Below are 17,158 nucleotides of genomic sequence, written 5' to 3'. Positions count from 1 at the left end.
TTCGCAACTCGATCGATAGCAATTCACGTGGTGCGCAACGGTTCGCCTGCGCGTTCGAGGAACTCCCATGAAGATCCTCCAGGTTTGCTCGGCGAGCGAGATGGGCGGCGGAGAGGTTCACGTCGCCGACCTCGTGCGCGCGTTGGCCAGTCGAGGGCACGCGATCTATCTCGCGGTCAGACCTGAGAGTCCGCTGCGCGGCCCGCTTGCGGGGGTGATTGCCTCGTGGCACGAGATGCCGCTTCGACACTCTCTCGACCTTCAGTCGGCGCGCGCGATCACCGAGCTTGTAGACGCGCACGGGATCGAAATCGTTCACGCACACATGGGACGCGACTACCTGGTGGCGGCGCTCGCGTGCCGACAAACAAACGGAGTCAAGCTCATCTTGACTCGGCATCATTACCTGCCGCTGAAGCGCCACGCGCTTTATCGATGGATGCTGCGCGACGTGGCGGCGGTGATTGCGGTATCAGACAGCGTGCGCGAGTCGGTAATTGAGCGCCTCGGGCTTCCCGATGAGCGGGTGCGCACCCTGCCGAACTGGATTGATCCAGAGCGCTTCAAACCAATCGAACGCGATGCCGCCAGAGCGATGTTCCGCCTGCGAGCTAACATAGCCGTCGCCTGTATAGGTCAGGTGACGCCCGCGAAAGGCCAGGAGGAGTTCATTCGCGCGGCGGCCACGGTAGCGCGAATGCGCGCGGATGTGGAGTTCCTGATCGTCGGAGAAGAGCACGAAGAGGAGTGCCCGTTCACCGCTCACCTGAACCGGCTGGCTGCTTCACTCGGTGTTGGCGAGAAGGTTCGATTCACGGGTCAAGTCCGGCACATCCCCGAGCTGCTTGCAGCGGTCGATGTGGTTGTCGTTCCGTCTTGGGACGAAGGCTTCTCGCTGGTGACCATCGAAGCTATGGCCGCGCGACGTGCCGTGCTCGCTTCGAATGTCGGAGGCATCGCCGGAATCGTCAAGGACAACGTGACCGGGTTGTTGTTTCCGCCGCGCGACGTTCATGCGCTCACGGACAAGCTGCTGTGGTTGGTTTCGGACGCGCCGCTTCGCGAGCGGTTGTCGGTTCAGGGGCAGCGGGATGTTTACGCGCGCTTCGGCCGCGAGCAGATCATCGATCAAATCGAGGCGCTCTACAGCGAAGTGATCGGGGAAGGGAAGCGTGATGGGTGAAGCGTGATCCGTGATGCGTGAAGGGCAAGGTGCTGTCACTTGGCCGATCACGCAGCACGCATCACGTATCACGCATCACGGATCACGCATCACGTTTCATTCTCATCTCCCACAATTTCAGATTCTTTAGAAACTCGTAGTGGGCCGCGAAGCGCGCAATCGCGAAACCCGGCACGCCGTCCAGCAAGCCAAGCTTGAGTATGTACGAGCGAAGGAACACAGCGACCGGCGAAACAAGTAGCGAGACCAACGACGCACGCTTGCCTTGCGAGTAACTTTGCTCCGCGGCAAGGGTCGTGTAGCGGTCCATCCTTAGCTGATGCTCGGATGCGTTGCGAACGGTGTAGTGAAGCAAGTCGCCGCGCAATGTTTCCACCGTTCCATCAGCCTCCAGAGTCTCGTGTACATAGTCGCCTCGCCAGCGAGCCCGCCTGCGATGGTAGAGCCGCAGCTTGTAATCGGGACGCCAGCCGGAATGCTTTATCCAGCGACCGAGATAAAACGTGCGTCGAGGTATTCGGAAAACCGCCGCCTCAGGTTCGGCGCCGCTCTTGAGCTGTCGTATCTCGCCGGCCAGTTCTTTCGAAACACGCTCGTCAGCGTCCAGGCTCAAGATCCAATCGTTGCTTGCCTGCTCGGCGGCGAAATTCTTTTGCGCCGAGTAACCGGGCCATGATTTGACAAACACTCGATCGGTGAACCGCCTGGCGATTTCAACCGTACGATCGGTGCTCTCCGAATCTACGACGATGATCTCGTCTGCCCACGAAAGCGTTTCGAGCGCGTCCGCTATGTTGTGCTCTTCGTTAAGCGTGATAACCGTGGCGGTGATCTTCATTGGGTCGGCCCATTTTGTTTGAGTTCATCCGAGTTCGCAAGGTGCTCAGGTTTTCTTTTTACTCTTGAGACGAGCGCGATTATAATCAGCGCAGGTTGTCGAATCCTGGGTGAACGGCGCCTAGCTCTTACCGGAGGTAGTTATGAGCAAGGACCTGACACAAAAGCTGAACGGCTCGCAAGACGAGAAGCTCGACCGAATCATCGCCGCTGTTGAGAGGCTGGAGACGCGGCTGGATAGCCTCGAGACGAAGGTTGATAAACGGCTAAAAGACACTCTCCCAATGTGGGAGGCGGTGCAAGCCCAATTGACTGAACTCCGAACCGAGGTCAAGGCTGATCTCCAGGAACTTCGAACCGAGTTCAAAGCTGATCTCAACGAATTCCGAACCGAGGTCAAGGCTGACATTGAAACATTGCGGCAAGAAATGGAGAAGGGCTTTCGCAAGCTCCGACACCAGTTCGACTTGTTCAATCGTAGCATAGGGGAACTCTACGCGGATTTGAGAGACCAGGGAGAGCGGCTGGACAAGCTGGAAAAGGTTGGAAGCTAGCCTCAAGTGGAACCGCAACCGCAGACCACACGAGGGCTGACCTGCGCAGCTTACTCCTCAAGCGCTTCTTGCGTCTCAAAAGCTGTTTTTTCGTCAAGCAACGAAGGCGAACGAGAAATCAGAGGTGACTTGTTGGCCTCTGCGTTGAGGTCGCTCACCTCTGCGTAAAGAGTTGAACCGGCGCTTCCGGGTTGAGCCGGCAATGCTCCATCGGTTGCAAGCCAGTTCGCTTCCTGGCCTCTTTGGCGCTGGCCGATAGAGTTCGCTCATCAAGGTGTAAGAGTCCGCATTCAAGATCTCTCACGCGCATTTTCAGTAGTTCTACTTCGCTCCGCAACACCGACGTCTCGGGGTCCCGGCCAGGCTGACTCGGCGCGGAGCGTTCCGGACTCATCGCCTGGGACTCGAGCCTTCTCAAGCTTGATTCGACTGTGTTGAGCTTGTTTTCCAGCATAGTGATTCGCCGGTCGAGATAGGCGGTATCCTGCGCACCTTCACTGGTGGATGCGAAGGAATGCTCCCTATAACCCTTAACCGCCGTTCCTAACAAAGCAGCGAAAATCAATATCGAGAGCGCTGTTGTGATGACTCGCATTTGACTCCTCCCTCTAAATGATTAACTGCTCAAGCCGCGCGGGCAACTCGAGGACAATCAACTTCTCGAGCAAAGATAATATCTCTCGAAAACGACTCTAAAGAAAGCACTATCGTTCATGGGTCTGCAAGATAGGCGGGGTTGACGTGATCGTAGCGTTGCGATATGAGTAGGCGACCGGTGGATCGAAGTACAGCCTTCTACACTCCAGGTTCGAATGGTAGTTCAGCCGGTGGAGGTGAGTATGCCGAGAAGCATCTCGTTCAAGTGTAAAACGTCACGTGCGGCTTGTCTCGCTTTGGCATTTTGGTTCGCGCTGTCGTCCCTGCCTGAACCGGTTCGGGCAGCCGGAGCGCACCAGAATAGCCCGGCCCCGTCACAAACCGGGCGCGCCCTGGAGCTGAAAGACTACTATCGCGTGGAGAGCATCGGCAGCCCAGCCATTTCTCCCGATGGCCTCTGGGTGGCGTTCGTGCGCACTTACATCGTCGAAGCCGAGAACCGCCGCAATAGCGAAATCTGGCTTGCTCCGTTCGATGCTTCCACGGCGCCAAGGCGGATAACGAACCCGGCCGCCAATGCTTCGAATCCGCGTTGGAGTCCGGACGGCAAGCTGATCGCTTTCAACTCGCGCCGAAGAGCGGCCGCTACCGCAGGGGAAGAGGCAAACCCGATCTGGTTTCTGACCATTGATCGCCCCGGGAATCAGCCGGCCGGAGAGCCGTTCCAAATTCCGGGAGTCGCGGGGACGCCGATCTTCAGCCCGGACAATCAATGGATCGCCTTCACCAAAAAGACACCGCCGGCGGCGAGACCTCCTAAACAGTACGCGTCAGATTTCGAACGCCAGATTAACGAACGCTTCAAAGGGCGCGTGTTCGATTGGATGGACTATCGGTTTGATGGACGAGGTTACTTGCCGGATCCGCGCGATCCGATGGCGACGCCGCCCGACGAGCTATACCTCGTGCCTCGATCCGGCGGAAACCCGAAGCAGATCACTCATCTCGGCGTGAACGTGCAGTCGGCAGCCTGGCGTCCCGACAGCGGGGCGCTGGTTATCGAGGCCAACGCTCACCAGCGCGACGAGTACACATATGAGCGATCCGATTTGTGGATGGTGACGATCGAGGGTCAGATCAAACGGCTTACCGATGACGGCTTTAATCATAGCGCTCCTTCGTTTTCGCCTGATGGGCGCAACATAGTCTTCCGCCGCCAGCAGAGTTTGACTGCGGTGATTGCGGCGAAACAGAATCATGGCGCGCCGGTAGATGTGTACAGCGTGCCAGCCGAAGGCGGTGCGCTGAAGAACCTCACCGCGAGCTGGGACCTGCTGGCCGGCAACACCATGTGGAGCGCGGACGGGCGCTTCATTTATTTCAACGGCGGCATCGGCGGCAGCGCGCATCTGTTTCGAGTCCCGGCTGGCGGCGGCTTGGTTGAGCAAGTCACGCGTGGCGAACGCGGCATGAGCGGGTTCAGCATCTCGGCAGCGTTCGACCGTGTGGCATATGCGGCAACTGATTCCACACATGCCTCTGAAGTCTTCGCCTCGCAAATGGACGGCGCGAATGAAAGGAAGCTGTCAGGTTTCAACGACGCGCTGATGAGCGAACTGAACTTGAGCCGGGCCGAGCGGATCCTCTATCCCAGCAAAGACGGCGCCGAGATCGAAGGCTGGGTATTGCGGCCGCGCGATTACGACCCGGCGAAGCGTCAGTATCCGTTGATTCTGAGCACGCACGGCGGACCACACGGCGCTTACGGCAACGACTTCTCGTTTCAGTTTCAGTTGTGGGCGGCTAACGGCTACGTTGTGCTGTACACAAACCCGCGCGGCTCGACTGGATACGGCGAGAAGTTTTTGTGGGGCACCTGGGGCGGCTGGGGAGTTCTGGATTACCAGGATGTGATGGCCGGAGTGGATTACGTGGTGAAGCGGTATGCGATCGACGAAAAGCGAATGGGTGTAACCGGCTATTCGTACGGTGGCTTTCTGACTGACTGGATCATCACGCAAACGACCCGGTTTGCAGCGGCGATTTCGGGCGCGGGTATTTCAAACTGGATCAGCGACTATGGCACCGCTGACATTCCGCGCACCAAGGAGAGTGAGTTCTTCGGGTCGCCGTGGGAGCCGAAGAGCAGGGAGCTTTTGGTCAAGCTTTCACCGATCACTCACGTGGCAAACGTCACGACGCCGACGCTGTTCGTCCACGGCGAATCGGATCTGCGGGTGCCGATAGAACAGGCGGAACAGATGTACACGGCGCTCAAGAAGCGGCGGGTTCCGGCCATGTTCATCCGCTACCCTGATTCATATCACGGCGGCTGGACGCCGTGGAACACCGTGCATCGCTACTATCAAGAGCTGAAGTGGTGGGAAGGGCGACTGGCCGCGGGGGCGGAGGGAGGCCGCGCGGCTTCTGAGGCTGAGTCACGCCGGCAGTAAGCCAACTGTTTTAACCGCGGCGGTGATCCTTACCGGCGTTGCTGCCGTTGAGCCAGCGCGTCAAAAAGCTCGCGATTCTCTGCGATCAACCGGCGAACGAAAGGGACAGCGCTTTCAGTAAAGCGGCCACCATTCGTTGAATGCTGTTGAGAAAGCCATGTTTCTAAGGCCGCGACAGCGACCGCCTTCATCTCTTCTTCGGGAATCTGCCGTTCGTTAAGCTGTGCAATCAAGCTATCTGGCAACTCTATTGTTAGCTTCATCTGTTACCTCGGATGGAACGAGTTCTGAGCGCCGCTACGCTGCCACTCTAACCTGTGCTGATCTTCACAGCAAAGGTGCGGAAGCAAGCTAGGTGCGGCACGGGCGCGATTGCCGTAGCTCGGCCCTCTAATAACGACAACCAACCGTATGTTGATGTTGCGTGGCTCAGTGTCGGTCAAGAGTCAGTGATTGCCACCAGTTGAGCAAGGCTCCACGAACAATGTACTCAAAGGTATGCAACAGCATTGGCGTGTCCTCATTTAGCCAAGTTCCTCCTTTAGTACTTGTGGCTAGGCCGGTAGGTATTTCTCCCAAGCCTACTTCCAGCCCGAGCCTATCTGGGGAGTGACACATTGGCGCGGGAAAGGGCTTCCCGCCGTGAAGGGCTTTTGATCGATACTTGTAAATCGTCTTCAGAGATGCCTTCATAGGTTTTGTGTCCCAGGAATGTTGAGCCCACTCATAAGGCCGGACGGAAGGAGGATCTGGGAGGAACGCGAGAACGAAGTCGAAAAACTTCTTGGTCGATCCCAGGTAATCCGCTACCTCTCGAGCCGTTGCCAAGCAACGCAGCTTTCCAATTCTCGTAGATGCTTGGTCCCTCGTCAGATTCACTCATCGTCTTACTCGACTTCAAGACTATAGAGTTCTCGGGCACGCCCACTGCGTTCTACTGGCTAAGGTTCTCTCGGACCGGTTATCGCGTCCAATCTTCTACGCGTAAGCCGGGTACAAGACCGAAGTCTTTGACGTTTCTGGTAAGCGCTGTTGCATCGTGTGTGAGCGCAATTGCCGCGATCTTCAAATCCATCGTTCCAACGCGAAGGCGCAGACTTCGCAGCCGCGTGAACTCGATGGCTGCCGCTTCATCAAACTCGAGTACAGTGACCTTCAGATAGCGATCCAAGAACTCCTTGAGCCGATGATAGGCTTCGATTTGCTGAGCTAGCACGCGAGCTCGCGCCAGATGTGCCATCCAGCCACGCATCTGCTCCTCCAAGCTGTTGGCTCGTCCCAACAGACTCAGGTGGTCAGTGTCTAGTATGTACATTCAACGCCGACGCCCTTTCACCACTTTCTTCGCTGCTTTGCGGGCCGGTTTCCTGGATGCTGCGGGACGCAGTGACTCCCTGTATTCTCTTCCCAGCCGCATAGCCTCCTCGAAGTGCGGATCATCCGCGAAGGCGCCATAGATTTCATCCAGCCAGTCTCCCTGTGAGGGGACAGCTTTCTCCAATTGCTCTTTCACCCGCGCCATCTCCGCTTCCAGTGCAGCAACGCGGTGCTCAATTCCTGGTACTGCCATAGCGTTTGATCCTCCGTTTATGCCTCTGCCGCAAAGCGTGGTTGTGCTCTTCACAGTTTCAAGACTGCCTTCTGCACGGCGATACCCGAAGTATAAGCCTGCTCTGACGCGGCAATTAGTCAATCTCAGCGACGGCCTCGCAGTAAAAGAACGATTACCGCGTCTACTGACCAAGAATTTCTTTCACCAGCTTGTCCGCCCCGTACAGCTTCTTCATCGCCTCAATGATCGCCGCGCTGTGAACCCCGACTGCGCGGCCGCCTTCTGCTTCATCAACGTACCAGTAGCGATTCGGCAGCTTCTGTATGTTGCTGTCGAAGTTCAACCCCACCAACTCGCCGTTGCGATTGATCACCGGGCTGCCTGAGTTTCCGCCGATCGTGTCCGCCGTGTACACGAAGTTCAACGGAGTTGAGAGATCCAATTTGTCTTTGCCTTCACGATAGCGCCCGGGCAGATCGTAAGGCGGCTTCTCGTCGAAGCTCCGAGCGCGGTCGTATAACCCGAAGAAGGTCGTCTTGTAGGGCACAAGCGTCGTGTCTTCTTCGTAACCCAACACCCGCCCGTAGCTGATTCGCAAGTTGAAGTTCGCGTCGGGCGGTAAACTCTTTCCGTAAACCGCGAATCGTGCCTTGGCGAGCATCTCGCCGGCGCTCGCTTCGACGTTCAGGATTTTCTCTTCGTTCCAGGCGCGCAGCTCACGAATGATCGGCTCGATGCGCCGCGCCAGCACGATCATCGGATCGTCTGCCTTAGCGATCGCGTCGGCGCCGCCCAACCGCAACGCCTCGCGCGATGCGACGGTGCCGAGTTTTGTTCCCCTGACTGCTTGCTTCGCCACTGCGGCGGGAGTCGAGCCGCCGAGCGCAGCTTTGATGAACTGGTCGTTCGGGCCAAGAGACTTGAGCCCCTCTTCGAGCCAGGCCGTGAGCACCGCTTCTTCCATCTCCGGATAAATCGGCGCGGGCGACATCAGCGCGAACGTGAACGACGAGAGCTTCGAGTCGCGGAACTCGTCGTAGCGTTTGTCATTCGGCTTCTGTATTTCCTCGGCGTAACGCACAAGTTGGGACGCGATCGTTCCCAGACGCGAGGGCGTGAGATTCGAGAACGCGATCCGCGCGGCCATCGCCGGAAGCTCGCTGTAAGCCGAGGCTATCTGCTCCCACGACCCACCGTAAGCCTTTTTCACATCGGCTCGCCCCGCGACCGCGTCGCGTAGCGCTTTCTCTTCGGCTTCTTTCTTCCCCATCATCCGCGAGTTCATCAAGCCTTCTTGCTGGCCGGCCAGCCGTTTGAGCGAGTTGTTAAGCGAGCGGATTGTCGTGCCCGCTTGCCGGGCCTGCTCCGGCCCGCGCTCGGCGTAGCGCATCAGCGCATCGCGGCGGGAAGTCCAAACCTGCTTTTGAAGCGGATTGCCGGCATCGCGTTGATATTGAATTTGGGCGAGCGTCAGCAGCCGGGCAGTCGAGCCTGGATTGCCTGGCAGGATGATGAGCTCGCTGTCGCCCGGTCCCGCGGCGGACCACTTGAAGTAGTGCGGGGTTTTCGCCGGCTTGTCGTCTTCGTAGGCGCGGAAGAAAGCTACATCGAGGTCATAACGCGGATAGGTGAAGTTGTCGTAGTCGCCGCCGAAGAAAGCGATCTGCTCCTCGACCGCAAAGACCAGGCGAATGTCGGTGTACTTCTTGAAGCGATACAACCAGTACTCGCCGCCGCTATACAGCGAGATGACGTCGCACTTCAGGCCGGTCTTCGCCGCAGCTTCCTTCTCTATCGCCGCGATGACGGCTTTGCGCTGCTCGCTCGCTTCTTTGTTGGAAGCGCCCGGCTTGACGGCCGATTGCACGCGAGCAGAAACGTCTTCATAGGAGATGAGCACGTTGCATTCGAGGTCGGGGCATTTAAGCTCTTCATCACTTGTTCGCGCGTAGAAGCCTTCTTTGGTGTAGTCCTTTTCTTTGGTCGAGACTTTTTGAAGCTGGCCGCTCGCGACGTGCTGATTGGTCACCATCAATCCGTCGGGCGAGACGAACGATCCGGAGCCGCCGTCGTTCAAGCGCACCGACGCGAGCCTCAAGTGTTCAAGCCACGCGTCAGCGGGCTCGAACTTGTAGCGTTCTTTCCACTGCTTGCGCGGCGGATTGTCAAAGGTCCACATCCCATCGTCGGCATGCAGCACCGGAGCTTGGATCAGAAACGTCAGTACTATCGCGGCGGTGTTTAGTCTTCTCATAGCACGAACAAACGTAGCCGATCGCCCGGCTCTCGATCAAGTACTGCCGAGTGATTGGGTCAGAATCTCGCCGTGGAACGCCGCGCCGAGAGCGACGGAGTTACTCAAAGACTGTCCGGTCTGCGCCCGCAACTCCGTTAGGGGTTGCATGTTTATAGAGAATGTCCAGAGAGATACGCGCCCCAGCGGGGCGCCATGTCGTTCACTCGCCATTTGACAGATGCCTTAAACTTTACCGCCCTAACCTGACGAGAGACTGAACCTCCGACTGGATATGGGGACACAAAAGGGAGGTACTTGTATGAGTGATTCTGTGAATTCAATTCACATCAGCGAGTCTCGAATTCGAATCGGGGTGCGCAACATTGAGAACATTCAACGGAGCAACCAAGACGTTGATATGTACGCCTCGTTGATGTACTGGGCATATTCGCTCGTAGGGCGACGCGTGCCTGAGTGGTACATGTTCGGGGGCGATCGCGACACTTTTCACTTCAATAGTGCTGTAGACGCACTGCAGTCGGTGGCCGGGGAGGAGCTGGACGTCAGAAGCATAATGATCGATGAGCTAGAAAAGAGAAGGCCGTAGGGTTCTCGATCGCGACCGCGATTCCTCATAACCCAGGTGCAACAAGTCGGCGAATTTCGCCGAGTAACGGGCTTTGTCTGCCCTTTCCTGCCGTTCATCCGATTATGCAGCGTAAAGATGAGCAGCATCGCTGATCAACCGGCAAGGCGAAAATCATTTGCGCTTACGCTCGTTCTGATCCTGTGTGTCAACGCCTCTTCCGCGCTGGCCGTGCTCGTGCTGAACTGGCTATTGACCACCAGTATGACGAGTTCGCAGCTCGTCAGCGTGCTGATCACGTCGCTCGTCTACGCCAACTGCTGCGGAACCATAATGGCGCTGGTGATGCCTCGGGTAGCGCCTCACTGCGCACGTCAGCCGTTCCCTCTTAGCTGGGTTTACTACGTGACCACTCTGCTCATGCTGTCGGCGATTGGTTGCTTGATCGCGGTGTTCATCTTGACCAGGATGGGCATCTTTCCGCCGGCGCATTACTGGGTGTACTTTCGGTCTACGCTTGTGGTGGCGATAGTAATCGCGCTGATCATCGGCGTGAGCAGGTACCTGTACGAAGGCCTGAAGCATAGACTTGAAGTAACGACTCGCAAGCTCCAACTGAAAGAGCTCGAAGAAGAGCGCGCGCGCAAGCTCGCCATCGAAGCGCGGCTGTCTTCGCTCGAGTCGCGTATCCATCCTCACTTCTTGTTCAACACGCTCAACTCGATTTCATCGTTGATTCAGGAGGACCCGAAGCTGGCCGAGCGATTGGTGGAACGGCTGGCCGCCCTTCTGCGGTTCTCGCTCGATTCGAATCAAACCAGCACGGTGCCGCTCGGCCGTGAGCTGAAGATCGTCAATGACTATCTCGAAATCGAGAAGGCGCGCTTTGGCGATAAGCTGCACTACTCGATTGATGTTCCGGCTGAGCTTCAAGCGATCGAGGTTCCGCCTTTGTCCGTGCAGACGCTGGTCGAGAACAGTCTGAAGCACGTGGTTGCGGCGAGGCGCGAGGGCGGCGAAGTTCGCATCACCGCGCGTTTGGCCGGCAGTCGAGTGACCATCGAAGTTCGCGACGACGGGCCCGGCTTCAATGCGGATGCCATCAAAGCCGGTCATGGGCTGGACAATCTTCAGTCGCGATTGACCGCGCTGTTTGATGAGCAGGCAGCGCTGGAGTTGTCGAGACGCGATAATCTTACCGCGGTTACGATCTCGATTCCCTGGAGCGCTGGAGTCCCGCCCGCCTATGTTTAGGACTTAAGCTTAGGGCGCAATCGGCGGGGCGGGCCGCCGCGCTCCCATACGCGTGCACCAGTATGAGCGCGACTCAACCTCTACTTCGCGTTTTTCTTGTAGACGATGAGCCGCTCGCGTTGAAGCGGCTTGCGCGCTTGCTAAAGGCTACCGGCCGAGTCGAAGTCGTCGGCAGCACCACCGATCCCGAGGCCGCGTTCGGTTTTCTATCCACCGAGAACGTGGACGCCTTATTTCTCGACATCCAGATGCCCGGGCTGAACGGGTTCGAGCTGCTGTCGCGGCTGGCCTCGCAGCCGCTGGTCGTATTTACGACCGCGTTCGATCAATATGCGCTGCGCGCGTTCGAAGTGAACTCGATCGACTACCTGCTCAAGCCAATAGAAAGCGAACATCTCGATCGCGCGATCGATAAGATCGAGCGGCTTCGCGGAAGCGCGACAAGACCCGACCTTCGCGACGTAGTCGAGCGTCTCGCCGCGGCGTTGCGATCAGGCGGAGCCGGTTACGCGGATAAGGTCGCGTCACGAAGCGGCGACCGCGTTCAGTTCATCGCGCTTCGCCGTGTCACGCATTTTCTTGCCAGGGACAAGCTGACTTATGCCGTGACTTCGGATAAGAGTTACGTCGTCGACTCGACGATCGGCGAGCTCGAGCAAAAGCTCGATCCCAACAAGTTCATTCGCATACATCGCTCGACGTTGCTGAACCTGGATCACGTGCGGGAGGTGCATTCGTGGTTCGCGGGAGGCGTGGTCGTGCGCTTGAAAGACGAGAAGCGGACCGAGCTTCCGGTGGCCCGCGATCGGGTGCGGGCGTTGAAGCAGCGTCTCGGCTTCTAGACGAATGCCGCCGAGGCGGTGGCCTCATTCGAAGACGCACACTCCTATTTCTGAATCCCACCAACGCAGTTGGTGGATGGTTCATACTCGGCCTACATTCGAAGACGGTCACGCCTACTTTTGAATCCCACCAACGCAGTTGGTGGATGGTTCATACCCGGCCTACATTCGAGAAAGCTGTTCAAGAAGGTCAAGGATTGTCGTTGTAGCCTGAGTATGAACGAACCACCAACTGCGTTGGTTGAATTCCACGAGCGGATCGGCACGCATCATCGTTGTAGGCTGAGTATGAACGAACCACCAACTGCGTTGGTGGGATTGCCCTTTTATTGCACTTTAAATGATCGTGTCATCGACTCGTTAAGGCAGAGGGCAGTTCGCTTACGGCATTGTGCTGATTCTCTTCGCGTGATTAAGATGTTGCGGGAGGAATCGGGATGTTCACGGCTAGAGGAGTGACAATGCTATCGCTGACCGGCGCCCTGTTGCTGGCGTTGCCGGGTCGCGCCAGCCAGGATGGTGAAGCGTTTCAGAATCGCGCTATCACGATCGGGACGACCGAGTATCGCTTTAGGGTTTTCACACCGAAGGGATGGACCAGGAAGAAGAAGTGGCCGGTGATTCTTTTTCTTCACGGCGCGGGCGAGCGAGGCGACGACAACGTGGCTCAAACCAACGTGGGCATCGGCCCTGCGCTTTTGCGGCAGCGCGAGAGCCTCGGTTTCATTGTCGTCCTTCCGCAATGTCCCCGGAACCGCTGGTGGACCGAGCGCGATATGCAAGCGCAAGCCTTGAAGGCGCTCGACCAAGCCGTCGAAGAATTCAACGGCGATCCGAAGAGAACATATCTTACAGGTCTCTCGATGGGCGGCTACGGCTTGTGGTTCATGGCTGCAAGCAACCCCGCCAGATTCGCCGCTTATGCTGTCGTGTGCGGAGGCGTTCGCCCTCCGCCACGGCTCTCGCTCCCACCTGAAGCAGCACCTCCCGGTACTGCGGCTGATCCCTATGGCGCCGTCGCTTCGAAGGTTGGTAAGACTCCGGTGTGGGTCTTTCACGGAGCAGCGGATCCGGTTGTGCCTGTCTCCGAGTCTCGTAAGATGGTCGAGGCTTTGAAGGCGGCGGGCGGAAACGTTCGCTACAACGAGTATGAAGGGATCGGTCACAACTCGTGGGACAAGGCTTACGCCGAGCCCGAACTGTTTGGGTGGATGCTCGCGCAGAAACTGAAAACTTCCAAGCGATAGATTTTGGATTTGCGATTTTGGATTGAAGATCGTGCAGACGAGAATCCAAATCCAAATCCAAAATCCAAAATCGGAAATCCAAAATCGAGATGGGCATCTATTCAAACTATGTTTTCCCGCGCCTTCTTGATTGGGGTCTGGGAAACGCGATGGTTCAAGAACAACGCCGCAAAGCGCTGGCTCGGTTGCGCGGAAACGTGCTTGAAGTCGGCTTCGGGACGGGGCTGAATCTGGGCTTCTATCCGCGGCAGGTGACGAGGCTGACCGCCATCGATAGTGAACGGATGCTGCCGCGCCGAGTCGACAAGAGAATCGCCGAAGCCCGTTTGCCCGTCGAGCTGATCAAGCTCGACGCGAGCGGACGACTTCCTTTCGAAGACGAGGCGTTTGATGGTGTCGTTACTACGTTCACTCTTTGCTCGATACGCGACGCCGCCTCGGCACTCGCAGAGATCCGGCGCGTACTCAATCGCGAAGGCGAGTACGTTTTTCTAGAGCACGGCCGCAGCGATGATCCGCGAGTCGCAAAACGGCAGGACTTCTGGAACCCAGTTGAGAAGCTCATTGGATGCGGCTGCAATATGAATCGACAGATCGATCAGATGATCAGAGCGGCGGGTTTTGAGATGATCGAGCTCGATCGCTACCAGATGCCCGACACCCCGCGGATCCTGGGAGAGATTTACCGAGGCGCGGCAAAAAGAGACGCGTGAGAAAGAAGGGCATGGAGTTCAGGCTTTAGCCTGGTTGTACATTCCTTGTCCGACACACAACCAGGCTAAAGCCTGAACTCCATGCTCTTCTTCCACGTTCTTACTGATCGCGCGGTGTGTTAACGTAGGAGCATCAACGATCGAGAGGAGAGGCAATGGCAAAAGACGTTTTCAAAGGGATTAGAATCGTCGGGACCTCGAACGAGAGCTTCAGCAATGCGATCGAAGTGGCAATCGAGCGTACAGGTAAGACGATCCGCGATCTGCGTTGGTTTGAAGTCTGCGAGCAACGGGGCGCTATCCGAGACGGCGAGATCGAATACCAGGTAACGCTCGAGGTCTTCTTCAAGCTCCACGATGATAGCGCCCAGTGAGGGAGTGATCAGGCCCGCGGTACTTCGCTCATCAGCACCAGCGGATTGTTGTCTACGTCGCGGAAGAAAGCCATCCACAGATCGTGATCAGCAAGCCGCGCGACGAAGGTGGGCTTCTCTTCAAAGTGTACGCCGCGCGACAACAGAAGCTCATACGCGTGCTGAATATCCGCAACTCGATAGTAGATGAACGAACTCGGATGATCGTACTCAGGCTTTTCCGGCGTAGAGAGCATAAGCCGTATGCCGCCGCAATCGAAGAAAGCCATGTGTCCCGTGTCGAACAGGAACTTCATTCCAAGCGTGTCGCGATAGAATGCGATCGCCTTCTTCACGTCGTGAGTGTTTACTGAAATCTGTCCGATACTCGATAGCCCGAACTGGGCCGCTGCTTCCGTCATAGCCGTTCCCCCCTATCCTGTTTTTTTGTTGTGAAGTAACCGTGATGCGTGAACCGTGATGCGTGATGCGTGATGCGTGATGCGTGATGCGTGACAGACCGGATACTATCATTGTCGCCGCACGAGTCGCGATCACGCATCACGCATCACGTTTCACGCATCACGCATCACGCATCACGTTTCACGCATCACGCATCATTCTCTCATCTCTGATTGGTTACGATCAGCCAGGAGCCGCAGTCGCATCGGTAGATTCCAAGTTCGGGGATGAGTCTCAACTGGCTGCAGGCCGGGCAGCGAAACGAATACACGTATTGGCTTTGAGCTTCGCTCCAGAGATGGTCTTCTATCAAAACTTCCACCCCGATCTGTCGCTTCGGCATTGCCCGATTATAAATGATCGACAGCCCGCGGGCACAAGAAAAGGGCTCGAGCCTCCCCCCAAACTTTTGGTGGTGTCCTAATTTTGTGTAGGTCGACTAGACAGTATCAACACAAGATTTCGACACTACCAACCTTTTTGATTCGCCTCGCTTTGTGGGAGAATTGTGTAACACATCGATATCCAGCTCGGAGGTAAGAATGAGATTTAGGAACGTCGCTGCTTCAATCAGATGGGCCTTTGCATGCGTCTCGGTTCTGGTCGTTGGCTCCTTCATCCTAGTCGGTTTCTCCTGCGCACAGTCGCCGATAAAGACCTCGCGGCCAAACGAGCTTCGCCACTATGACATAAAGGTCTCGGACCTGCCGCCACCGGAGGTGCTCACTGGGCCGCGCAATCAGTCGCGCGTCATTCCGAGGCCGGAGGGCGCGCAGTTGACGCTGCCGCCGGGCTTTCAGATCGACGTTTTTGCCGAAGGCGATTTGCAGCAGCCGCGGTCGATGGCGCTTGCTTCAAACGGGGATGTGTTCGTCAGTGAACCGCAAGCCAACCGCGTCTCGATCCTGCGTGATTCGAACGGCGACGGCCGGGTCGACGAGCGGTTCGTGTTCGCTACGGGTCTAACACGCCCGTTCGGGCTCGCATTCTGGCGCGACTACCTTTATGTCGGCAATATCAACGGCATCGTGCGGTTCAAGTACAAGTCGGGTCAGACCCAGGCCGCGGGCGAGCCCGAGAAGATTGCTGAGCTTCCCGGCGGGCCCGGACATTGGACTCGCAACGTGATCTTCAATCAGGCGGGCACGAAGATGTACGTAGCCGTCGGCTCTGGGTCCAATGTGAACGCGGGCGAACCGCCGATCCGCGCGGCGATCTCCGAATACAATCCCGACGGGACGGGTCATCGCATCTACGCGAGCGGTACTCGCAATCCTGTCGGACTTGCGTGGAACCCGACGACTAAACAGCTCTGGGCGGCGGTCGAGGAGCGCGATCTGATCGGGGAGGATCTGGTTCCGGAATACGTAACGGCTATCAAAGACGGTGCGTTCTACGGTTGGCCTTACGGATACATCGGTCAACACGAGGACCCGCGTCGCAAAGACGAGCGCCCGGACCTTGTGGCGAAAGCGGTTGTGCCGGACGTTTTGATTCAGGCTCATTCAGCGGTTCTGGGTATGGTCTTCTACGAAGGCAAGTCGTTTCCGTCTGACTACCAGGGCGACGCGTTTGTAGCGTTGCACGGATCGTGGAATCGCACGAACCGCACCGGCTACAAGATCATTCGCATAAGATTCAAGAACGGGAAGCCGGTGGGCGGCTACGATGATTTCGTCACCGGCTGGATGCTTGGAGAAGACAAAGCGGAAGTGTGGGGCCGGCCGGTCAGCTTGCTGGTGTTGAAGGACGGTTCGATGCTGATCACGGACGATGGTGCGAACAAGATCTGGCGCGTGAGTTATTCGAAGAGCAAGTAGAGATTGGCATGGTCAGCAACAAGGCGGCTAGACCACGGGTGACGCGGATTGGGCGGATTTACGCGGATATTATCCGTGAAAATCCGTCGCATCCGCGTCATCCGCGGTCTGTTCCCTTTAGCTACTCCGCGAGTTCGTTGACTTCGTTGTCGCGGCGATGGTAGCCCAGGCGCTCGATCAGCACAAAAACGGCGTAGGCCGGCTCAGTCCATATGGAGCGCGCCGCCCGATTCGCGTCTGTGTAGTGCGTGTTCAGTGGCGGCGCTTTGGCTAGTCAATCCTCCGTCTTTGCGAACTCCCGACGCCTGAGCCAAAGCGGCGGCGGGGCGCGGCTGTTCCAAAATGACGCGCACGCCGCCCGGTCCAAATCTGTCGAGCCCCGCCGCAGCCCATATCGCAGTCCAAGTCACCACTCCGGAGCTACTTCGTATTTGCGCAAGCGTCATAAATCTACGATACTCGATACCGC

Annotated in this window: 18 protein-coding genes; 11 read left to right on the top strand and 7 right to left on the bottom strand. The window is 57.4% G+C overall.

The annotated features are described in order from the left end of the window. Positions 1 to 67 precede the first annotated feature (67 nt). Positions 68 to 1,183 (top strand): glycosyltransferase family 4 protein, encoded by a 1,116-nt coding sequence (locus AABO57_19155; protein MEK6287843.1) that lies wholly within the window; start codon positions 68 to 70, stop codon positions 1,181 to 1,183. 82 nt (positions 1,184 to 1,265) lie between these two features. On the opposite strand, the gene AABO57_19150 is transcribed toward AABO57_19155, so the two are convergent. Next, positions 1,266 to 2,021: a glycosyltransferase family 2 protein gene (locus tag AABO57_19150; GenBank protein ID MEK6287842.1), complete on the bottom strand. Its 756-nt coding sequence runs from the start codon at positions 2,019 to 2,021 to the stop codon at positions 1,266 to 1,268. A gap of 142 nt (positions 2,022 to 2,163) precedes the next feature. Between AABO57_19150 and AABO57_19145 the strand changes: the two genes are divergently transcribed. After that, positions 2,164 to 2,574 (top strand): hypothetical protein, encoded by a 411-nt coding sequence (locus AABO57_19145; GenBank protein MEK6287841.1) that lies wholly within the window; start codon positions 2,164 to 2,166, stop codon positions 2,572 to 2,574. Positions 2,575 to 2,728: 154 nt separating this feature from the next. Here the strand turns inward: AABO57_19145 and AABO57_19140 are convergent, their stop codons facing one another. Further along, complete coding sequence (locus AABO57_19140) at positions 2,729 to 3,169, bottom strand: hypothetical protein (protein ID MEK6287840.1); 441 nt, start codon at positions 3,167 to 3,169, stop codon at positions 2,729 to 2,731. Between the two features lie 244 nt (positions 3,170 to 3,413). On the opposite strand from AABO57_19140, the gene AABO57_19135 reads away from it, so the two are divergent. Next, the gene (locus tag AABO57_19135; protein ID MEK6287839.1) at positions 3,414 to 5,624 is read left to right on the top strand and encodes a S9 family peptidase; all 2,211 of its coding nucleotides are present in this window, start codon (positions 3,414 to 3,416) and stop codon (positions 5,622 to 5,624) included. Between the two features lie 29 nt (positions 5,625 to 5,653). On the opposite strand, the gene AABO57_19130 is transcribed toward AABO57_19135, so the two are convergent. The 4 genes from AABO57_19130 to AABO57_19115 all read right to left on the bottom strand — a co-directional run bounded on the left by AABO57_19130 (position 5,654) and on the right by AABO57_19115 (position 9,430). Then, positions 5,654 to 5,887, bottom strand: coding sequence for a hypothetical protein (locus AABO57_19130; GenBank protein MEK6287838.1), 234 nt, complete (start codon positions 5,885 to 5,887; stop codon positions 5,654 to 5,656). Between the two features lie 698 nt (positions 5,888 to 6,585). Next, positions 6,586 to 6,876, bottom strand: coding sequence for a type II toxin-antitoxin system VapC family toxin (locus AABO57_19125; protein ID MEK6287837.1), 291 nt, complete (start codon positions 6,874 to 6,876; stop codon positions 6,586 to 6,588). Positions 6,877 to 6,939: 63 nt separating this feature from the next. After that, complete coding sequence (locus AABO57_19120) at positions 6,940 to 7,194, bottom strand: hypothetical protein (protein ID MEK6287836.1); 255 nt, start codon at positions 7,192 to 7,194, stop codon at positions 6,940 to 6,942. Positions 7,195 to 7,357: 163 nt separating this feature from the next. Further along, a complete protein-coding gene (locus tag AABO57_19115; GenBank protein ID MEK6287835.1) occupies positions 7,358 to 9,430 on the bottom strand; it encodes a S46 family peptidase in 2,073 nt (690 codons plus the stop codon). A 301-nt stretch (positions 9,431 to 9,731) separates the two neighbouring features. On the opposite strand from AABO57_19115, the gene AABO57_19110 reads away from it, so the two are divergent. The 6 genes from AABO57_19110 (at position 9,732) to AABO57_19085 (ending at position 14,428) form a co-directional block, all read left to right on the top strand. After that, complete coding sequence (locus tag AABO57_19110) at positions 9,732 to 10,019, top strand: hypothetical protein (protein ID MEK6287834.1); 288 nt, start codon at positions 9,732 to 9,734, stop codon at positions 10,017 to 10,019. Between the two features lie 117 nt (positions 10,020 to 10,136). Further along, on the top strand, positions 10,137 to 11,252 hold the full coding sequence (locus AABO57_19105) for a histidine kinase (GenBank protein MEK6287833.1): 1,116 nt from the start codon (positions 10,137 to 10,139) through the stop codon (positions 11,250 to 11,252). Between the two features lie 62 nt (positions 11,253 to 11,314). Next, complete coding sequence (locus AABO57_19100; GenBank protein ID MEK6287832.1) at positions 11,315 to 12,094, top strand: LytTR family DNA-binding domain-containing protein; 780 nt, start codon at positions 11,315 to 11,317, stop codon at positions 12,092 to 12,094. 437 nt (positions 12,095 to 12,531) lie between these two features. After that, a complete protein-coding gene (locus AABO57_19095; protein MEK6287831.1) occupies positions 12,532 to 13,341 on the top strand; it encodes a prolyl oligopeptidase family serine peptidase in 810 nt (269 codons plus the stop codon). Positions 13,342 to 13,490: 149 nt separating this feature from the next. Continuing rightward, the gene (locus tag AABO57_19090; GenBank protein MEK6287830.1) at positions 13,491 to 14,054 is read left to right on the top strand and encodes a class I SAM-dependent methyltransferase; all 564 of its coding nucleotides are present in this window, start codon (positions 13,491 to 13,493) and stop codon (positions 14,052 to 14,054) included. A gap of 155 nt (positions 14,055 to 14,209) precedes the next feature. Further along, the gene (locus tag AABO57_19085) at positions 14,210 to 14,428 is read left to right on the top strand and encodes a dodecin (GenBank protein MEK6287829.1); all 219 of its coding nucleotides are present in this window, start codon (positions 14,210 to 14,212) and stop codon (positions 14,426 to 14,428) included. A gap of 8 nt (positions 14,429 to 14,436) precedes the next feature. Here AABO57_19085 and AABO57_19080 read toward each other — a convergent pair whose 3' ends face one another. After that, positions 14,437 to 14,829 carry a VOC family protein gene (locus tag AABO57_19080; GenBank protein ID MEK6287828.1) on the bottom strand — a complete coding sequence of 131 codons (393 nt, stop codon included), beginning with the start codon at positions 14,827 to 14,829 and terminating at the stop codon, positions 14,437 to 14,439. An 86-nt stretch (positions 14,830 to 14,915) separates the two neighbouring features. On the opposite strand from AABO57_19080, the gene AABO57_19075 reads away from it, so the two are divergent. After that, a complete protein-coding gene (locus tag AABO57_19075) occupies positions 14,916 to 15,293 on the top strand; it encodes a hypothetical protein (protein ID MEK6287827.1) in 378 nt (125 codons plus the stop codon). 118 nt (positions 15,294 to 15,411) lie between these two features. Continuing rightward, on the top strand, positions 15,412 to 16,689 hold the full coding sequence (locus AABO57_19070; GenBank protein MEK6287826.1) for a sorbosone dehydrogenase family protein: 1,278 nt from the start codon (positions 15,412 to 15,414) through the stop codon (positions 16,687 to 16,689). Positions 16,690 to 17,158 lie beyond the last annotated feature (469 nt).

Source organism: Acidobacteriota bacterium, assembly GCA_038040445.1.
Classification (GTDB): domain Bacteria; phylum Acidobacteriota; class Blastocatellia; order UBA7656; family UBA7656; genus Onstottus_A; species Onstottus_A frigus.
Note: the sequence above shows the minus strand (reverse complement) of the source record. Positions and strands in the feature narration are given on the sequence as shown.

Excerpts from the sequence above, each read along its gene's own strand:
- AABO57_19110 (MEK6287834.1), top strand. The coding sequence starts at position 9,732 with ATGAGTGATTCTGTGAATTCAATTCACATCAGCGAGTCTCGAATTCGA.
- AABO57_19115 (MEK6287835.1), bottom strand. The coding sequence starts at position 9,430 with ATGAGAAGACTAAACACCGCCGCGATAGTACTGACGTTTCTGATCCAA.
- AABO57_19140 (MEK6287840.1), bottom strand. The coding sequence starts at position 3,169 with ATGCGAGTCATCACAACAGCGCTCTCGATATTGATTTTCGCTGCTTTG.
- AABO57_19090 (MEK6287830.1), top strand. The coding sequence starts at position 13,491 with ATGGTTCAAGAACAACGCCGCAAAGCGCTGGCTCGGTTGCGCGGAAAC.
- AABO57_19100 (MEK6287832.1), top strand. The coding sequence starts at position 11,315 with ATGAGCGCGACTCAACCTCTACTTCGCGTTTTTCTTGTAGACGATGAG.
- AABO57_19150 (MEK6287842.1), bottom strand. The coding sequence starts at position 2,021 with ATGAAGATCACCGCCACGGTTATCACGCTTAACGAAGAGCACAACATA.
- AABO57_19120 (MEK6287836.1), bottom strand. The coding sequence starts at position 7,194 with ATGGCAGTACCAGGAATTGAGCACCGCGTTGCTGCACTGGAAGCGGAG.
- AABO57_19070 (MEK6287826.1), top strand. The coding sequence starts at position 15,412 with ATGAGATTTAGGAACGTCGCTGCTTCAATCAGATGGGCCTTTGCATGC.
- AABO57_19095 (MEK6287831.1), top strand. The coding sequence starts at position 12,532 with ATGTTCACGGCTAGAGGAGTGACAATGCTATCGCTGACCGGCGCCCTG.
- AABO57_19135 (MEK6287839.1), top strand. The coding sequence starts at position 3,414 with ATGCCGAGAAGCATCTCGTTCAAGTGTAAAACGTCACGTGCGGCTTGT.
- AABO57_19075 (MEK6287827.1), top strand. The coding sequence starts at position 14,916 with ATGCGTGACAGACCGGATACTATCATTGTCGCCGCACGAGTCGCGATC.
- AABO57_19125 (MEK6287837.1), bottom strand. The coding sequence starts at position 6,876 with ATGCGTGGCTGGATGGCACATCTGGCGCGAGCTCGCGTGCTAGCTCAG.
- AABO57_19085 (MEK6287829.1), top strand. The coding sequence starts at position 14,210 with ATGGCAAAAGACGTTTTCAAAGGGATTAGAATCGTCGGGACCTCGAAC.
- AABO57_19105 (MEK6287833.1), top strand. The coding sequence starts at position 10,137 with ATGAGCAGCATCGCTGATCAACCGGCAAGGCGAAAATCATTTGCGCTT.
- AABO57_19155 (MEK6287843.1), top strand. The coding sequence starts at position 68 with ATGAAGATCCTCCAGGTTTGCTCGGCGAGCGAGATGGGCGGCGGAGAG.
- AABO57_19145 (MEK6287841.1), top strand. The coding sequence starts at position 2,164 with ATGAGCAAGGACCTGACACAAAAGCTGAACGGCTCGCAAGACGAGAAG.
- AABO57_19130 (MEK6287838.1), bottom strand. The coding sequence starts at position 5,887 with ATGAAGCTAACAATAGAGTTGCCAGATAGCTTGATTGCACAGCTTAAC.
- AABO57_19080 (MEK6287828.1), bottom strand. The coding sequence starts at position 14,829 with ATGACGGAAGCAGCGGCCCAGTTCGGGCTATCGAGTATCGGACAGATT.